The organism is Pantoea sp. Pa-EAmG, assembly GCF_030024295.1.
Lineage (GTDB): Bacteria > Pseudomonadota > Gammaproteobacteria > Enterobacterales > Enterobacteriaceae > Pantoea > Pantoea dispersa.
Genome location: NZ_JASEWO010000096.1, coordinates 1 through 17,637 on the forward strand (window position 1 = coordinate 1; position 17,637 = coordinate 17,637).

The 17,637-nt window shown below is 61.2% G+C and carries 14 protein-coding genes; 2 read left to right on the forward strand and 12 right to left on the reverse strand.

Annotation, left to right across the window (positions count from 1 at the left end; all coding sequences use genetic code 11):
- Positions 1-270: 270 nt before the first annotated feature.
- The 4 genes from QMM04_RS13615 to QMM04_RS13630 form a co-directional block, all read right to left on the reverse strand.
- Positions 271-1,167 carry an alpha/beta hydrolase gene (locus tag QMM04_RS13615; RefSeq protein WP_136548029.1) on the reverse strand — a complete coding sequence of 299 codons (897 nt, stop codon included), beginning with the start codon at positions 1,165-1,167 and terminating at the stop codon, positions 271-273.
- A 161-nt stretch (positions 1,168-1,328) separates the two neighbouring features.
- Positions 1,329-1,676, reverse strand: a complete 348-nt coding sequence (locus QMM04_RS13620) for a hypothetical protein (protein ID WP_021507870.1) — start codon at positions 1,674-1,676, stop codon at positions 1,329-1,331.
- A 26-nt stretch (positions 1,677-1,702) separates the two neighbouring features.
- The gene (locus tag QMM04_RS13625; protein ID WP_150360783.1) at positions 1,703-3,052 is read right to left on the reverse strand and encodes a sodium:proton antiporter; all 1,350 of its coding nucleotides are present in this window, start codon (positions 3,050-3,052) and stop codon (positions 1,703-1,705) included.
- 53 nt (positions 3,053-3,105) lie between these two features.
- Positions 3,106-4,314 (reverse strand): MFS transporter, encoded by a 1,209-nt coding sequence (locus QMM04_RS13630; RefSeq protein WP_058775164.1) that lies wholly within the window; start codon positions 4,312-4,314, stop codon positions 3,106-3,108.
- Positions 4,315-4,407: 93 nt separating this feature from the next.
- On the opposite strand from QMM04_RS13630, the gene QMM04_RS13635 reads away from it, so the two are divergent.
- A complete protein-coding gene (locus tag QMM04_RS13635; RefSeq protein ID WP_021507873.1) occupies positions 4,408-5,337 on the forward strand; it encodes a LysR family transcriptional regulator in 930 nt (309 codons plus the stop codon).
- Positions 5,338-5,520: 183 nt separating this feature from the next.
- On the opposite strand, the gene QMM04_RS13640 is transcribed toward QMM04_RS13635, so the two are convergent.
- From QMM04_RS13640 to QMM04_RS13675, 8 genes are all read right to left on the reverse strand, one after another.
- Positions 5,521-6,021, reverse strand: a complete 501-nt coding sequence (locus QMM04_RS13640) for a TIGR00645 family protein (RefSeq protein WP_021507874.1) — start codon at positions 6,019-6,021, stop codon at positions 5,521-5,523.
- Between the two features lie 54 nt (positions 6,022-6,075).
- Positions 6,076-8,751, reverse strand: coding sequence for a two-component system sensor histidine kinase KdpD (gene kdpD / locus QMM04_RS13645; protein ID WP_282996358.1), 2,676 nt, complete (start codon positions 8,749-8,751; stop codon positions 6,076-6,078).
- Between the two features lie 141 nt (positions 8,752-8,892).
- Complete coding sequence (gene kdpC / locus QMM04_RS13650) at positions 8,893-9,465, reverse strand: potassium-transporting ATPase subunit KdpC (RefSeq protein WP_021507876.1); 573 nt, start codon at positions 9,463-9,465, stop codon at positions 8,893-8,895.
- Positions 9,466-9,476: 11 nt separating this feature from the next.
- Positions 9,477-11,525 (reverse strand): potassium-transporting ATPase subunit KdpB, encoded by a 2,049-nt coding sequence (gene kdpB, locus QMM04_RS13655; protein ID WP_021507877.1) that lies wholly within the window; start codon positions 11,523-11,525, stop codon positions 9,477-9,479.
- Between the two features lie 7 nt (positions 11,526-11,532).
- A complete protein-coding gene (gene kdpA / locus QMM04_RS13660) occupies positions 11,533-13,212 on the reverse strand; it encodes a potassium-transporting ATPase subunit KdpA (protein ID WP_264441873.1) in 1,680 nt (559 codons plus the stop codon).
- Complete coding sequence (gene kdpF, locus QMM04_RS13665) at positions 13,212-13,301, reverse strand: K(+)-transporting ATPase subunit F (RefSeq protein ID WP_021507879.1); 90 nt, start codon at positions 13,299-13,301, stop codon at positions 13,212-13,214. The genes kdpA and kdpF overlap by 1 nt, the downstream gene beginning before the upstream one ends.
- A gap of 108 nt (positions 13,302-13,409) precedes the next feature.
- The gene (locus tag QMM04_RS13670) at positions 13,410-14,573 is read right to left on the reverse strand and encodes an HD-GYP domain-containing protein (protein WP_021507880.1); all 1,164 of its coding nucleotides are present in this window, start codon (positions 14,571-14,573) and stop codon (positions 13,410-13,412) included.
- Positions 14,574-14,714: 141 nt separating this feature from the next.
- A complete protein-coding gene (locus QMM04_RS13675; protein WP_211725834.1) occupies positions 14,715-16,109 on the reverse strand; it encodes an MFS transporter in 1,395 nt (464 codons plus the stop codon).
- Positions 16,110-16,544: 435 nt separating this feature from the next.
- Here QMM04_RS13675 and QMM04_RS13680 point away from each other — a divergent pair, with 435 nt between their 5' ends.
- Positions 16,545-17,459: a sugar ABC transporter substrate-binding protein gene (locus QMM04_RS13680; RefSeq protein ID WP_021507882.1), complete on the forward strand. Its 915-nt coding sequence runs from the start codon at positions 16,545-16,547 to the stop codon at positions 17,457-17,459.
- The last annotated feature ends 178 nt before the right edge of the window (positions 17,460-17,637 follow it).

Sequence of the window (17,637 nt, forward strand, 5' to 3'; positions counted from 1 at the left end):
TTGCGCCGCTACGGTTTGTGCGGAAGGTTATTGCAGCGCCGTTGCAAGCGCTCCTCGATTGGGACCGGTATTTTAATCTGACGTGACGGCACGGGCTGATTCAATCGCCATGCTCGCTGATCGCACCGCATCGTAGCGGCGCGATTTATCGCGCTAATCCGACCGCTGCGCCGCTGTTTTTTGCGCAATAAATTGCGCCGCTACGGTTTGTGCGGAAGGTTATTGCAGCGCCGTTGCAAGCGCTCCTGGATTGATGCGCCAGTAAAGAAATTAACCCAGCTTATCCAGCCAGCGGACATACGCCTGGTCCCACAGCGCAGCGGGGGTGCCGGCTTTACCGAGGCCAAAGCCGTGGCCGCCACTGCTCAGTTCAATCAGCTCAACCGGCACGCGCATACGGCGGCAGGCGTCGCGCATCAGCTCGGTGTTATGAGGGTTGGAGGTATGATCGTCCTCCGCCTGCGCCAGGAAGGTTGGCGGATAGGCACGGGTAACGTAATTTTGCACTGACCAGTTGGCTTCCTGGGTCGGCGTGGCGTCATTGCCCACGATCATCTGGTGAGTACGGGTGTGCTGATACGGCGCTTCAAGGGTGATAACCGGGTAAATCAGCCCGACGCTGTCTGCGGTTGGCCGGATGTCATCCAGCGAATCCTGCGGTGAATAGGTGACGAAGTCAGGCCGCGCTGCCGCCATGCCGAGCAGATGGCCGCCGGCCGAAAAGCCCAGCAGATGCACCTTGTTTTCCATCGCGTGCACCATGCGAATCGCGCGCTGCGCATCCTGCAGCGGCGCCATTCTGCCGGCCTGCCACTTTTCACCCGGCAGACGATAGCTCAGTACATAGGCGGTATACCCGTTGGCATTAAGCCAGCGCGCGACCGGCCAGGCTTCGCGCCCCATGCCGATAAAACGGTAGCCGCCACCAGCCGCAACGATCACCGCTTCGCCGTTGGGATTCTCCGGACGAAAGCGCTGAATGGCGGGAGAAACGATATTGGTCCATGAACCGTTAGCGCTGACTTTCAGCAGGCCAGACGGACCGCCGCCACCCGGTGGGTCGTCCGGCCAGAGCGGAATAATGTCATCCCGGGCAAACAGTTTGCCCGCCGTCATGGAGAGTACGGTTGCTCCGCTAGCCAACAGAAAACGACGCCGTGTAATCATCTTGCCCAGTAGCCGGTATGGAAAATGCGCCAGCCCGGAGGCGGCGTCTCATTATGTGATGCAGGTCCTGTTTCAATCTGGCGATAATGTACGCATTTCGTACAAAAAAGCCATAAAAAAACGCGCCAGAAAAGGCGCGTATTCACGAAGAGAAGGGAAAATTAATCCTGCTGCTGGAATTGAGTCATCACCGTCTGCTCGCACTGCTGCTGATCGTGACGCAGCTTCGCCCGCTCTTCTTCGCCCAGCTCCAGCCAGCCGTTGACCACTTCCTGCGCGGTTTCCTCGTTGAAGGAGGGCTTGTTCATGGCCGACGGTGACTGGCTGGCCGCCAGCTGTGACTTCATTTTCTCAGTGTAGCTCTGCATGTCACCGGTTTTCTGCTCCCCGCTAACAATGTGGCACAGCTGGCTGGCGTAGATATTCTCCTGCGCGTCGGCATCCGTATCATCCGCCAGCGCGCTGGCGGACAGCGACAGCCCTACCAGGGCGATAAGCAATGCTTTCATAATAAGCTCCCGTTATTTCCAGAAAATCACGTTTCGTCTTGCTGCGTGCGTGCCGCCTGCCGGGCAGCACGCCAGTTCAGTAGCGGCGTCACCGTGATGCCGTGCAGCACAATGCTGCACACCACCAGCGTCAGCGCCATGTCCATCATCTGTTCCGCCTGCGGGCCCTGCAGGCCATGCACCCAGGCATAAGCAATATAATTGATACTGCCGATGCCGCGAATCCCCAGCCAGCCAATCAGCATCCGCCGCATAAACGGCATTTCGCAGCGCCAGGTGGTCAGCCATACCGCCAGCGGCCGCACCACCACAAACAGCAGCAACGCCAGGCCGATGCCGGTGAGATTCCAGTGATGCGCCAGCGTGATGCCCAGCACCACCATCATCGCTGCCGCCAGCAGGCGTTCGATAGTATCACCAAACGACAGCGCATCGCCGACCACCAGGCCGACCGATTTTACCGGGCTGCCGCCCTGCTGCTTCAGACGCTGGTTAGGATTGACCAGCACTTCTGCCGGCAGGTAGCGCTTCTCTTCCGGCAGATCTTCCAGCGGAAAGCGTTTGGTCACGCGCAGCTCGGCGCGGCGCAAGCCGACGCCTGCTGCAAAGGTGGCAAGAAAGCCAGACGCATCCACCGACTGCGCCGCCGCGTAGCTCAGGGCGATCAGCGCCAGCGCGAGGAAATCATTTGGGGCCACGTCGTGATGCGCGCTGCGCAGATGGGTCGCCAGCTGGCCGATCAGCCGGCCGAGCAGGTAACCAATCGCCAGCCCGCCGCCAATCGCCCACAGCACATCGCGCGCTGCCCAGCCGCCCAGCAGCTCGAGACTGAAGGCGCCCGGATGCATCATCAGCAGCGCCAGCATCAGCAGCGGCAGCGCTGAACCATCGTTCATGCCGGCCTCGCTGGAGAGCGCCACGCGCAGCGCATCGTCATCGCGCGCATCGTTAACGGAGATCAGGCTGGCAAGCACCGGGTCGGTCGGGGCAACAATGGCACCAAACGCCAGCGACAGCGGCCAGCCAAAGCCGGTAATCCAGTGAATCAGGCAGGCCATGCCGCCGACGGTCAGCAGCATCGCCGGGAATGCCAGCCGCAGCCCGACGCGCCACGCGTGCGCACTCATCGGCAGACGCAGCTTGAGCCCGGTGATAAACAGCGAGGCGGCCATGGTGATTTCGGTGATATGGGCGGCGAGCTCGGCGTGGCCGATAATGTCGATTTGCAGCAGATTAAGCATCCACGGGCCGCACAGAATGCCCGCGAACAGGTAGAGACCAAACGACGTCACCGGCCCCCGGTGAATCCAGCCGGAAGCCAGTGACATCAAAAGTAGCAGACCGCCAGTAAGGGCGGTCCAGGCCAGGAAGTTCATAACGCTCCGTTTTTAAATAACATTCTCCTTTAAGCCTGGCACAGGATCGTAAATTAGTTTTGCAGATGGCGACTGGCGAGACGAATCAGCAGCGCAAGCACAGCGGCAGCCGTCGCAAGGCTGACCACGCCGTTCCAGCCAAAATGGGCCAGCGCCAGGCTGCCGAGCGCCGCGCCGGTCGCCATACCGATAAACACCACGGTGAACATCAGCGCATTGAGGCGGCTGCGCGCTTCCGGCGCCAGGCTGTAGACCAGCGTCTGATGCGCCACCAGCGTGGCCTGCACGCCAAGGTCAAAGCCGATGGTGCTGAGGATAATCAGGCCAAGCTGCGCCGGCACCGGCAGTACCGGCAGCAGGAACATCAGGGCAAATGACACCATCACCAGCGTGGCGCCATACTGGGTGACACGCGCCGGGCCGATGCGGTCGGCAAAACTGCCCGCCAGCGGCGCGGCCAGCGCACCGGCGGCACCGGCCAGACCGAAGGCCCCTGCCACGGCGCTGTCGAGATGGAAGCGATCGCTCAGCATCAGCGCCAGGGTAGACCAGAAGGCGCTGAAACTTACCGACAGCAGGCCCTGCGCCAGCGCCGCGCGGCGCAGCGTCTGGTGATGCTGCCACAGATGCGCCAGCGACAGCAGCAGACGCGGATAGCTCACCGTGGTGCCCGGCGTAAAGCGTGGCAGCGCGCGCCATAGCGCCAGACTGCTCAGCAGCACCGCCGCCGCCGCCATCATGTACATGGTGCGCCAGCCCAGATACTCCGCCACCACGCCGCTCACCACGCGCGACAGCAGAATACCGACCAGCAGCCCGGTCATCACCGTGCCGACAGTTTTGCCACGGCTGCGCTCCGGTGCCAGCGCCGCCGACGCCGGTACGATATCCTGCGCCACGGTGGCGGTTAATCCGGTAACAAAGCTGGCGATCAGCAACGCATTGATGCCGCCGGAAAAGCCGCACAGCAGCAGCGCGGCGACCAGCAGCAAGCCTTTAACCAGAATGATGGTGCGACGATCGTGGCGATCACCGAGCGGGGCCAGCAGCAGAATCCCCAGCGCGTAACCGGCCTGGGTGAGCATCGGCACCATACCGACGCTGCCGATGCCGACATTGAACTGCTTACTGATGATATCCAGCATCGGCTGGCTGTAGTAAATCGATGCCACGCTAAGACCGGCACCGGCCGCCAGCGTAAACACCAGCGGCGCCGGCAGCGTTTCAGCAGGCATGGCAGAAGATTGAGACATGGCAGACATAGTGGTTTTCCCCCGTGATGATGCGCTTATTAAAGCGCGTTGCGGCCATACGCGGTAGACTGCTACGACACAGAACTGTTATGCGTGGTACGTATGAGCACACTCACCAGCGTTGACCGCATCGAACTGATGCAGACGTTTATCCGCATTGTTGAAAGCGGCTCGCTATCGGCGGCCGCGGCGCAGCTCGGCACCACCCAGCCCACCGTGAGTCGCCGTCTGCAGGCGCTGGAACAGCGGCTCGGCCTGAAACTGATTTTACGCACCACCCATGCGCTGAAACTCACCGACGACGGGGAACGCTGCTATGCCCAGGCACGGCAGCTGGTGGCGACCTGGCACGCGCTGGAAGATGAGTTAACCGGCGCGAATGACGACCCGATCGGCACGCTGCGCGTGCGTGCGCCGCATGCATTTGGTCAGGATCAGTTGATTGCACCGCTGATGGATTATCTGCAGCGCTATCCGCGCCTGGCAGTGGAGTGGATGCTCAACGACCGCACGCCGGACTTTGTCAGTGAAAACGTTGACTGCGCCATTCAGGTCGGCGCGCCCACCGATCCGTCGGTGGTGGCGGTGCTGCTGGCGGAAGTGCCGCGCTTTGTCGTCGCGGCACCGGCGCTGCTGGCGGCTCATGCGCCGGTGAAAGAGGTTACCCAGCTGACGCAGCTGCCGTGGCTGGCGCTGACCAGTTTTTATCGTAACGAAATTGCGCTGCAGCGTCTCAGCGACGGCCAGCCGATCAACCTGGCGATTGCCCCGCGCCTCGCCAGCGATAGCCTGTACGCGGTGCGCAAAGCCGCGCTGGCGGGCATGGGCGCCGCGATTGTGTCGTCATGGGTGGTGCAGGAGGATTTAGCCAGCGGCGCACTGGTGCAGCTGGTGCCGGACTGGCAGGCGCCGCCGCTGCCGGTGTGGCTGACCTACCCGTGGGCCAGTTATTATCCGGCCCGCCTGCAGCATTTTTTCGCGATGATCAGGGACGTGATGCCACAGCTGACCGGCACGCAGCCGGTGCGGTAATGGGCCAGGTCGCCATGAATGGCGACCCTACGGGGCACTGCGGTTTTTACAGGGTGCGCATTTATGCGCACCAGTTACAACTGGCCAGGTCGCCATGAATGGCGACCCTACGGGGCACTGCGGTTTTTTACAGGGTGCGCATTAATGCGCACCTGGTGCAATGGGTTAGCTCGTGCGCGAAGGTCACGATTTTTTTTCAACCTTCGACATATTATCCAGCCAGCCCATCACAAAGGCCGACAGCACGAAGGTCAGGTGGATGATCACGTACCACATCAGCTTTTCGTTGGCGACGTTGCGCGCATCCATAAAAATACGCAGCAGGTGAATCGATGAGATCGCCACAATCGAAGCTGCCACTTTGTTTTTCAGCGAGCCGGAATCCATCTTGCCGAGCCAGCTCAGCTTCTCTTTGCTTTCATCGATATCCAGCTTGGAGACAAAGTTCTCATAGCCGGACAGCATCACCATGACCAGCAGGCCACCGACCAGCGTCATATCCACCAGCGACAGCAGCAGCAGAATCAGATCGTTTTCCGCGATGCTGAGAATGTTGGGCAGCAGGTGAAAAATTTCCTGAAAAAATTTAACCGTCAGCGCCAGCAGCCCCAGCGAAAGTCCAATGTAAACCGGTGCCAGCAGCCAGCGCGATGCATACATCAGGTTTTCGGTAAAACGTTCCATAAGTTCCCATTTATCAACAGACAAGCTATCGAGTATAACCGAACTTATGTGAAGTTATTTCAGTGCTTCTTCAGAAATTTCAGGCGCGGCCGGCAGCGGCAGCGACAGGCGAAACACCGCCCCGCCCTGCGGCCGGTTTTCCGCCCAGATGCGTCCGCGATGCGACTCAATAATGGTTTTGCTGATGGCCAGCCCCAGCCCGACGCCCGGCACGGCCGACTCCTTGTCGCCGCGGGCAAACTTGTCAAAGATGCGCGTCAGATTTTCCGGCGCAATGCCCGGTCCGTTATCCCAGACAGCGATCTCCAGCCGCGCTTTATCGCGCCAGGCGCGAATGCCGTGCTGCGCGGCATTGCCGGCATACTTCAGGCTGTTTTCGATCAGGTTAGTAAATACCCGCTCCAGCATCGCGCTGTCGCCTTTGATCAGCACCAGCTCCGGCGGCAAATCCAGCGTAAAGTCGTGCCCTTTCAGCGACGGTCCCATGCTGCTTAGCGCGCCGCCAATCACCTCGTCCAGCGCCACCCACTCTTCGCGCAGGTTGAGCCCGCCGGACTGAATACGCGCCATATCCAGCATGTTACTCACCAGCCGGATGGTGCTCAGCGTCTGTTCGCGAATCTGATTGGCCTGGCCAACATATTTCGACTGCTCGCTGGCGAGGTCCAGCATCAGCATCTCAGCCTGGCCAAACAGCACCGTCAGCGGCGTGCGCAGATCGTGGGACAGCGCCGACAGCAGCGCATTACGCAGCTGCTCGCGCTCGGCGGCCAGCCGTGACGCGGCTTCGCTGTGCGACAGCGCCATGCGTTCCAGCGCGTTGGCAATCAGCACCGTAAAGGTCTCCACCAGCCGCTGCTGTTCGGGAATCATCAGCTGGCGCAGGTTGTCCGGCTCAACCACCAGCAGGCCGCGGCAGTGTGCCCCGCTTTTCAGCGGCAGAATCTGGTACGGCACCGCCGGTAACGTATCGGTGCCGGCACCGGCCGGTTGCCCTTTGCTGTAGCTCCATTTGGCGATGCCGAGGTCGGGCGGCGTCCCGATGCTGCTTTCACCCGCCGACTGCAGCTCACCCTGCTCGTCCGGCAGTAGCAGCTGGCTGCGCGCCTGCAGCGTCACCTCAATGACGCGCTGGCTGGTGGCAGCGATATCCTGCGGCGTCAGCGCGCTGCCGAGCGATTTCGCCATCTCATACAGATGGCGCGCACGCTGTTCGCGGTAGCGCGCCACCCGCGCCTGATAGCGCACGCCGGCGGTGAGATTCCCGACAATCACCCCGACCGCCAGCATCACCGCAAAGGTCACCAGATATTGCAGATCCGATACCGCCACCGTGCCGGTAGGCGCCACAAACACCAGGTCGAAGGCCAGAATATTGATTACCGTGGCGAACACCGACGGCCAGCGGCCAAAGCGCAGCGCCACCAGCACCACCGCCAGCAGATAGATCATCACCGCGTTGGCGGTATCAAACTCTACCAGCCACCAGCGGCCGATCAGCGTCACCAGCACGCACAGCGCGATCGCCATCAGGCAACCGCGCAGGTGCAGCCGCCATTTCTCGCTGCTGGCCCGCTGGCCACTCAGCGTCGCGGGCGCATCGCGCACCGGCTCATCCAGCGCCACCACCAGCAGGTCGAGCTCCGGACCCAGCTCGCCGAGACGCTGGGCAAAGCTGTCGCGCCGCCAGCGCCGCTGCGGCTGACGACCGGTGACGATTTTGCCGAGATTGTGCTCGCGCGCATAGCGCAGCACCGCGCGCGCCTCGTCCGGATCGGACAGCGTGGCGGTTTCCGCGCCCAGCTCCTGCGCCAGCTGCAGCGTGCGCAGAATGGCGCGCCTCTGCGCTTCCGGCAGTCGGTTGAGGCGCGGCGTTTCTACATATACCGCATGCCATTCGCTGCCGAGCCGGGCAGCGAGACGGGCGGCGGTGCGCACCAGCTTTTCACTGCCGGTGTCGTCACCGATGCACAGCAGAATCGCGTCGCGCGTGTGCCACACTTTGTCGCGCCCCTGCTGATCGCGCCAGGCGCGCATCTGATCGTCTACCCGGTCGGCCGTGCGGCGCAGCGCCAGTTCACGCAGCGCGAACAAGTTGCCTTTGCGGAAGAAATTTTCGATGGCGCGCTCGGCGCGGTCGCCGACGTACACTTTGCCCTCTTTCAGCCGCTGACGCAGATCGTCCGGCGGCAGATCCACCAGCACCACTTCATCGGCGCTGTCGAAAAAGGGATCAGGTACGGTTTCGCGCACCTGAATGCCGGTGACGCCGCCCACCACGTCATTCAGGCTCTCCAGATGCTGCACGTTGACGGTGGTAATCACGTCGATACCGGCATCCAGCAGCTCTTCAATGTCCTGCCAGCGCTTGGGATGGCGCGAGCCCTGTACGTTGGTGTGCGCCAGTTCGTCCATCAGGATCACCGCCGGATGGCGCGCCAGCGCGGCGTCGAGGTCGAACTCCGCATGGCGCGACCGACCGGTGGCGCGCCGCGCCAGCACCGCCAGCCCCTGCAGCAGCGCGGCGGTCTCTTCACGGCCGTGGGTTTCGACCACGCCAGCCAGCACGTCCAGTCCCTGCGCCCGCAGGCGCTGCGCCTCCTGCAGCATGGCGTAGGTTTTTCCTACGCCCGCACAGGCGCCGAAGTAGATTTTCAGTTTACCGCGATGGCTGTCGCTGTGATTGAGCAGCAGGGCATCGGGATCGGGGCGTGGTAATTCGTCGTGTATGTCGTTCAAATATTGAGTTCCGTACGAACAATGAAACGGTCGCCATAAATGGCGTTACGCTGTGGTGCGGGCATCGAAACGGTCGCCATGAATGGCGACCCTACGTTTGTAGGGTGCGCATTCATGCGCACCGAATTCACCTCATCCCTGCAAATCATCCAGCGCCATATTCAGCCGCAGCACGTTCACCGTTTCTTCGCCGATAAACGGCAGCAGCGGGCGCTCGGTGTTGCGCGCAATCAGCGCCTCGACGTCTTTCAGCGTCATATTGCGCGCTGCCGCAACGCGCGGTGCCTGCCACAGCGCCGCTTCAGGGGAGATATCCGGATCCAGGCCGCTGCCTGAAGCGGTTACCAGCTCCACCGGCACCGCTGCCGGCGCCTGCGGATTGGCAGCGCGTAGCGCAGCCACCCGCTCCGCCACCGCTTTATCCAGCGCCGGATTACTGGCGGCAAGGTTGCTGCCGCCTGACGCCTGCGCGTTGTACGGCACGTCGCTGGTGGCCGATGGACGGCCCCAGAAGTGCCCCGGCTGGCTGAACGCCTGACCGATCTGCTCTGAGCCGCGCACCGCGCCGTCGCGCTCAATCAGCGAACCGTTGGCCTGCGACGGAAACCACCACTGCGCCAGGCCGGTGGTCAGCAGCGGATAAACCGCGCCGGTCAGCAGGGTAAGCAGCACTAACAATACTATAGCCGGACGTAACTGACTCATTTCTCTTCTCCTTACACCAGGCCCGACAGCGTCAGCAGCAGGTCGATCGCTTTAATGCCAATAAACGGCACCACTAAACCGCCTACGCCATAAATCCACAGATTGCGCCGCAGCAGCGCTGCCGCGCTCATCGGCCGATAGCTCACGCCTTTCAGCGCCAGCGGAATCAAAAACACAATCACCAGCGCGTTGAAGATCACCGCCGACAGGATCGCCGAGGCCGGTGAATGCAGCGCCATCACGTTCAGCATATTGAGCTGCGGATAGGTCACGGCAAACGCCGCCGGGATGATGGCGAAGTATTTCGCCACATCGTTGGCGATACTGAAGGTGGTAAGCGAACCGCGCGTCATCAGCATCTGTTTGCCGATGTGCACCACTTCCAGCAGTTTGGTCGGGTTGGAGTCAAGATCGACCATGTTGCCCGCCTCTTTCGCCGCCTGGGTACCGGAGTTCATCGCCACCGCCACGTCAGCCTGCGCCAGCGCGGGCGCATCGTTGGTGCCATCGCCGGTCATCGCCACCAGGCGCCCTTCCGCCTGATACTGGCGAATCAGCGCCAGCTTGGCTTCCGGCGTCGCTTCCGACAGGAAGTCATCGACACCGGCTTCCGCCGCAATCGCCGCGGCGGTTAACGGGTTATCACCGGTGATCATCACCGTTTTGATGCCCATCTTGCGCAGCTCGGCGAAACGTTCCTTAATGCCGCCTTTAACGATGTCCTTTAACGCCACCACGCCCAGCACCTGCGCGCCTTCAGCCACCACCAGCGGCGTACCGCCGGCGCGCGCCACCTCTTCCACCCGGGCATTAACCTCAGCCGGGAAGCTGCCGTGGCTGGCTTCGATATGACGGCGTACCGCGTCGACCGCGCCTTTACGGATCAGGCGATCCTGCACGTTGACGCCGCTCATGCGCGTCTGCGCGGAGAACGGGATAAAGCTGGCGCCCATGCTGCTGAGATCGCGTTCGCGCAGGTTAAATTTCTGCTTCGCCAGCACCACGATGCTGCGCCCTTCCGGCGTCTCATCGGCCAGCGATGCCAGCTGCGCCGCGTCGGCCAGCTGCTGCTCGCTGACGCCCGGCGCGGGCAGGAACTGCGTCGCCTGGCGGTTGCCGAGCGTGATGGTGCCGGTTTTGTCCAGCATCAGCACATCCACGTCACCGGCGGCCTCCACGGCGCGCCCGCTGGTGGCAATCACGTTGGCTCCCAGCATGCGGCTCATGCCCGCCACGCCAATCGCCGACAGCAGTCCGCCGATGGTGGTGGGAATCAGGCACACCAGCAGCGCCACCAGCACCGTCACGCTAACCGGCGTGCCGCCCCAGGCGGAAAACGGCCACAGCGTAGCGGTCGCCAGCAGGAACACAATGGTCAGCGACACCAGCAGGATGGTCAGGGCGATTTCGTTGGGCGTTTTGCGGCGTTTCGCGCCTTCCACCATGGCGATCATGCGGTCGAGAAAGGTTTCGCCCGGATTGACGCTGCACTGAATCACCAGCCAGTCCGACAGGATGCGCGTCCCGCCGGTTACCGAGGCAAAATCCCCGCCGGATTCACGAATCACCGGTGCCGATTCGCCGGTGATGGCGCTCTCATCCACTGACGCGCCGCCCTCCAGCACTTCACCGTCGCACGGGATGATGTCCCCGGCTTCCACCAGCACCACATCGCCTTTGCGCAGCGTATCGGCCGCCACCGGCCGCCACTGCGCACCGTGAAACGGTTCCGCCAGTTTCTTCGCATCGCTGTGCTTGTTCACCCCTTTCAGGCTGTTGGCCTGCGCCTTGCTGCGCCCTTCCGCCAGCGCTTCGGCGAAGTTAGCGAACAGCACGGTAAACCACAGCCAGATGGCGACCGCCGCGGTAAAGCCGGCGCTGCCGTTCAGTTGCCCCGCCGCCATACCGATGGCCAGCAGCGAGGTGAGCACGCTGCCGATCCACACCAGAAACATCACCGGGTTGCGAAACTGTACGCGCGGATCGAGTTTTTTCACCGCATCCAGCATCGCGGTGCGTGTCAGCGCCGCATCAAACAGCGCCAGTTGTTGACGACTCATGATTCCGTTATCCCTGAATAAGTTGCAGATGTTCCGCCACCGGGCCAAGCGCCAGCGCGGGAACGAAGGTCAGCGCACCTACCAGCAGCACGGTGCCCACCAGCAGTGCGATAAACAGCGGGCCGTGAGTCGGCAGCGTGCCGTTGCCCACCGGCTGAATTTTCTTCGCCGCCAGCGAACCGGCAATGGCCAGCACCGGAACGATGATGCCGAAGCGGCCGACCAGCATGCAGAAGCCCAGCAGCAGGTTCCAGAACGGGGTGTTGGCGCTGAGACCGGCGAAGGCGCTGCCGTTGTTGTTGGCCGCCGACGATACCGCATACAGCACCTCACTGAAGCCGTGAATGCCAGGGTTGGCCATACCGGCGCGTCCGGCTTCGGTCATCATCGCCAGCGCAGTACCCAGCAGCACCAGCGTCGGCGTCACCAGAATCGCCAGCGCGGTCATTTTCATCTCCCACACATCGATCTTTTTGCCCATGTACTCCGGCGTACGGCCAATCATCAGACCGGCGATAAACACCCCGAGCAGCACGAACAGCAGCATGCCGTATAAGCCGGCACCGACGCCGCCAAACACCACTTCGCCCAGCTGCATCAGCCACATCGGCACCATGCCGCCCAGCGCAGTGAAGGAGTCATGCATGGCGTTTACCGCACCGCACGACGCCGCAGTGGTGATCACCGCAAACAGGCTGGAGTTGAGAATGCCGAAGCGTGTCTCCTTGCCTTCCATGTTGATCGCGCTATCGGCGCCCAGGGCCAGAAAGTGCGGATTGCCGCGCAGCTCAGCCCACATCACCGCGACCACCGCCAGCACAAACATGATGCTCATAGCCCACAGCAGCATATGGCCCTGACGGCGATCGCCCAGCTGCTGACCAAAGGCAAAACACAGCGCGGCCGGGATCAGGAAGATGCTCAGCATCTGCACAAAGTTGGTCAGTGCCGTAGGGTTTTCGAACGGATGCGCCGAGTTGGCGTTGAAGAAACCGCCGCCATTGGTGCCGAGCATTTTGATCGCTTCCTGCGAGGCCACCGGCCCGAGCGGCAGCGTTTGCTGCGCGCCTTCCAGCGTGGTGAAGGCATGATAGGGTTCAAAGTTCTGAATGCTGCCCTGGCTGACAAAAAACAGCGCCATCAGCAGGCTAATCGGCAGCAGCACGTAGACGGTGATACGCGTCAGGTCGCGCCAGGCGTTACCGAGCGTTTCCAGCGAACGGTTGGCAAAACCGCGCATCAGCGCAAACGCCACCGCAATACCGGTTGCCGCCGAAAGGAAGTTTTGCACCGTTAAGCCCGCCATCTGGCTGAAGTAACTCAGCGTGCTCTCGCCTGCGTACGCCTGCCAGTTGGTGTTGGTGACAAAGCTGATCGCCGTATTGAGCGCCAGATCCCAGCTCAGGCCAGGCAGATGCTGAGGATTGAGCGGCAGCGCGCCCTGCCCCATCAGCATCGCCAGCAGCAGCACAAAGCCGAGCGCGTTAAACAGCAGGATGGCCAGCAGATAGTGCGGCCAGCGCATCGCCGCGCCGTCAACGCCGGCCAGACGCCACAGCACGCGTTCGCTGCGCGTTAGCAGGGGTTTATCCGCCACCATCAGCGCCAGCAAGCGGCCCAGCGGCTGCGCCAGCACCATCAGCACCAGCAGATAGCACGCAATCAGTAAAAACGCATTCGCCGCCATCAGAATGCCTCCGCATTAAGCAGGGCATAAATCAGGTAGCCCAGTAATAAAAATACCAGCACGATGCCGGCTATCACGCCCACACTCACAGCAACCTCCAGAGGATTTGGTAGTGCAGCAAGCATGCGCGGCGCGGCATAAAGAAGGGGTAAAAAGGCGCAGAGCGGGCGTAAAGAAAGTATAAAAACGCGGGCAGATCAGGCGCTTTCCAGCGCCCAGATGCGGTTCAGGTCAACGTTGTGCCACAAGCCGCTGTCCTCAGCGCCGGTGATGGTATCGGTGCAGAAGCTGTCGCCGAGGTCCAGCGCTTCCGGTTTGACCTCGCGCTGCGAATGCAGCGACCAGAACACATGCACTTTGGGTTTCAGCAGCGATTTTTCCCCGGCCTGCACCACCAGCGCCACGCGCCCGGAGGCCAGCCGTACCAGCGAGCCCACCGGATAAATACCGATGGTGCGCACAAACGCGTGCAGCAGCGCACTGTCAAAGTGGCCGCGCCAGCTCAGCATATTGTGCATCGCCTCCGCCGGCGTCCAGCCTTTGCGATACGGGCGATCGGAGGTCACCGCGTCGTAGACGTCACACACCGCCGCCATGCGTGCGTAGAGCGAAATCTCTTCGCCCTGCAGCCGATGCGGATAGCCGCTGCCATCGAATTTTTCATGGTGATGCAGCGCAATATCCAGCAAATCTTCATCCGCATGGGCTTCCATCAGCATTTGCGCACCGACGATTGGATGCTGGCGCATAATCGTAAACTCTTCGTCGGTGAGCTTATCCGGCTTGTTGAGGATGGTCAGCGGCACCGCGGCTTTACCGACGTCATGCAGCAATCCGCCCATGCCCACGCGACGCAGCTGCTGCTCATCCAGCCCCATTTTCTTGCCCAGCGAAATCATCAGACCGCACACCGCCATGGAGTGCAGGTAAGTGTAATCATCATGATTTTTCAGCCGCGCCACGCTGAGCAGCGCGGTTGGCTCGCGGGTAATCGATCCGGCAATTTCATCGACCAGCTCAAGGGTAAAGGCAAGATCGAGGCCCTGCCCCATGCGCGCTTCGTTGAACATCGCCAGCACCTGCGGCTTGCCCTGGTTGAAGATGCACTGCGCCTGATCCATCTCGCGGAAAAACGGCGTCTGCGGAATGTCTTTTTTCGGCTGCGGCGTGGCAGGCGCGCGCACCGACCGCTCGGGATCAATCCATACCTGCTGGATCCCCTCGTTACGGATCAGGGCGATCTGACGCTTATCGGTGATCAGCATCTGGTTGCGAATGCGTTTGTCCTTGATCCACCAGACCTCAAGCTTGTGGATAAACATGCCTGGCCGCAGCTCGTCAACGGTAATCAGCTTTATCACGATATCGCTCCTTAATATCAGTGGATGGTAAGGAGTGATATCGGCAGCTGAGCAAAAAATCTTCAGGGCGGCGTAACTGGTCGGGACAGGCAGGAACGTTTATGCATAGCGCAATAAATTGCGCCGCTACCGCGCAGTGCATTAAGCCACTTTAATGCCAGCCTTTTGCGCCCTTTTCTCTTCTGTTGCAGCGGCAGCGTTGTGCCGATCGCCTACGCGTTCAATCGGGCCCATCACCAGCAGGAACAGCAGTGCCGCGACGACACAGTGCGCACCGACGAACACCAGGCCAATGCTGTAGCTGCCGGTCAGGCCAACGATCACGCCAAACAACAGCGGCGTGATAAAGCCCGCCATGTTGCCGATGCCGTTGAAGATCGCGCCGGCGAGGCCAACCGCCTCTTTGGGTGCCGTATCGCTGACCACGGTCCAGGTGCCCGCGCCCGCCGCCACGCCTTTGCCGAAGAAGGCAAACGACATGATGGCGATAATGCCGGCGTTGGAAGGGATCACCGCCGCCAGAATCAGCGAGGCAGCCATCAGCATGCCAACGATGTACGGCGTTTTGCGCGCCCATGACAGGCTCCAGCCGCGCGCCAGCAGCTTATCTGAGATATAGCCACCGCTGATGCCGCCCAGAAAGCCAAACAGCGCCGGTGCAATGGTGGCGAAACCGGCATCCAGAATGTTCATGCCGCGCGCCTGCACCAGATAGATCGGGAACCAGGTAATGAAGAAGTAGCTAAGCGCGATGGTGCAATACTGGCCGAGGTAGGCGCACCACAGCATGCGGTTGGTGAGCAATGTTTTAAACATCGCTTTGCTGACCGGCGGCCGCGCGCGCAGCGTTTGCGCGGCGTCGATATCCACCAGCGCGCCGCCCTGTTCAATGTAATGCAACTCGCTGGCGGAAACGTGCGGATGCTGACGCGGGCTGCGCATATAGCCCGCCCAGACAAACACCGCCAGCACGCCGATGCCGCCGAGCACAAAGAATGGCCATTCCCAGCCATAACGCGACACCAGCCAGCCGGAGAGCGGTGAGAATATCGCCACGGCAAAGTATTGTGCTGAGGCAAACAGCGACGATGCGCGTCCGCGCTCTGCGCCCGGGAACCACATGATGACTGCGCGGGCGTTAGCGGGAAAGCTCGGCGCCTCAATCAGGCCCAGCGCGAAGCGCAGCGCAAACATCAGCGTCAGCGCCATGGTCATGCCACTGGAAAACTCACCGACAAATCCCATCAGCAGGGTCGAAACCGACCACAGCGCCAGCGTCACGCCGTAGACCTTTTTGGTGCCGAAGCGATCGAGAATCAATCCGCCGGGGATCTGGCCGATGACATACGCCCAGCTGAAGGCCGAAAGGATCAGGCCGAGCTGGATCGCCGACAGGCCAAACTCCTGTTTGATCGCTGAGCCGGAGATCGACAGGATCGAGCGATCGGCATAAGCGACCACTGACAGGAACAGAATCAGGCAAAGGATCCAGATACGCACATGGCTATTCTGGCTGCGGTTTTTGCGTTGCAACATAGGCTGAATTCCTTGATGGAGGAGCATCCTGCCCCGAAGCGATGATGTTCAGGAATACCGCGCAGATTTCCCTGTTCAGCAACTATAGGAAGCCAGTGTTGCTCTGGTCATTGTGCGAATGAAGGAATCCGCGCGGCGAAACGGCGCGGGTTTTGGTCGCTGACACAAAGCCGGGTGCGGTAGCGCACAAAATCTTCAATCCGTGCTGGCTTTCGCCGCGGAATGTGCGCCAGCGCTGAGAAAAGAGTTTGCGCGATCACTATGAGCAGGCAAAGCATCCATGCGCGTCGGGCAAATTGTGCGCTGCACAGCAAATTACCACGCAGCAGATTGCCAGCTCTGCTGCCGGCTCGTAGGCTGAAAATGATTTCATTGAGCCATTTTCAACACCAATGAAAAATTTATTCTAATAAACAGCTTACTCTGGAGTCTGCGATGAAAACCCTCAAGGCGATACTGTTACTTGGCCTGCTGACCAGTTCTGCTTCCGCGCTGGCGGAGAAGATCGGCGTGTCGATGGCCTATTTTGACCAGAACTTCCTTACCATTATTCGTCATGCCATTGATAAAGAAGCCAAAGCGCGCGGGCTGGATGCCCAGTTTGAAGATGCGCGCGGCGACGTCGGCCGTCAGACCGACCAGGTGCAGAGTTTTATCAGCGCCGGCGTGGATGCCATCATCGTCGATCCGGTGGATTCTGCCAGCACACCGCAGCTGACCAGACTGGCGCAGCAGGCGAAAATTCCGCTGGTGTACGTCAACCGCACGCCAGGCGATAAAACCCTGCCGCCCGGCGTGGTGTTTGTTGGTTCGGACGAACGCGAATCCGGCACGCTGCAAATGGAGGCGCTGGCTAAACTGGCGAATTATAAAGGTAACGTGGCGATCATGATCGGCAACCTGACCGATGCCGGCGCGCTGCAGCGCACCAAAGATGTCGAGCAGGTGGTGGCGAAATACCCAGGCATGAAAGTGGTACAGAAGCAGCCAGCAAATTATGCGCGCAACGAAGGCATGGACCTGATGCTCAACTGGATTGGCAACGGTGAAGCGATCGATATCGTCGCGGCCAATAACGATGAGATGGCGATTGGCGCGGCAATGGCGCTGGCAAAGAGCAATAAAAAGATTCTGGTGGGCGGCATCGACGCCACGCCGGACGGCCTGAAGGCTCTGGCGCAGGACAAGATGCAGGTGACGGTGTTTCAGGACGCCATCGGTCAGGGCAAAACCTCGGTAGACGTGGCGCAGAAGCTGATTAAAGGCGAGAAAGTGGCTTCACACGTGTGGATCCCGTTCGAGCTGGTGACCAAAGAGAATATGCAAAAATACGTCGAGCGCAGCCAGTAGCAGACGGACACTGCCGGGGCGCGATTATGGCGAGCTGAGTTGCCTGGTGCGCATGAATGCGCACCCTACAGATAGTCTGTGAAATTGTAGGGTCGCCATTGATGGCGACCTGGGTTGCCTGGTGCGCATGAATGCGCACCCTACAGGTAGTCTGTGAAATTGCAGGGGCGCCATTTAT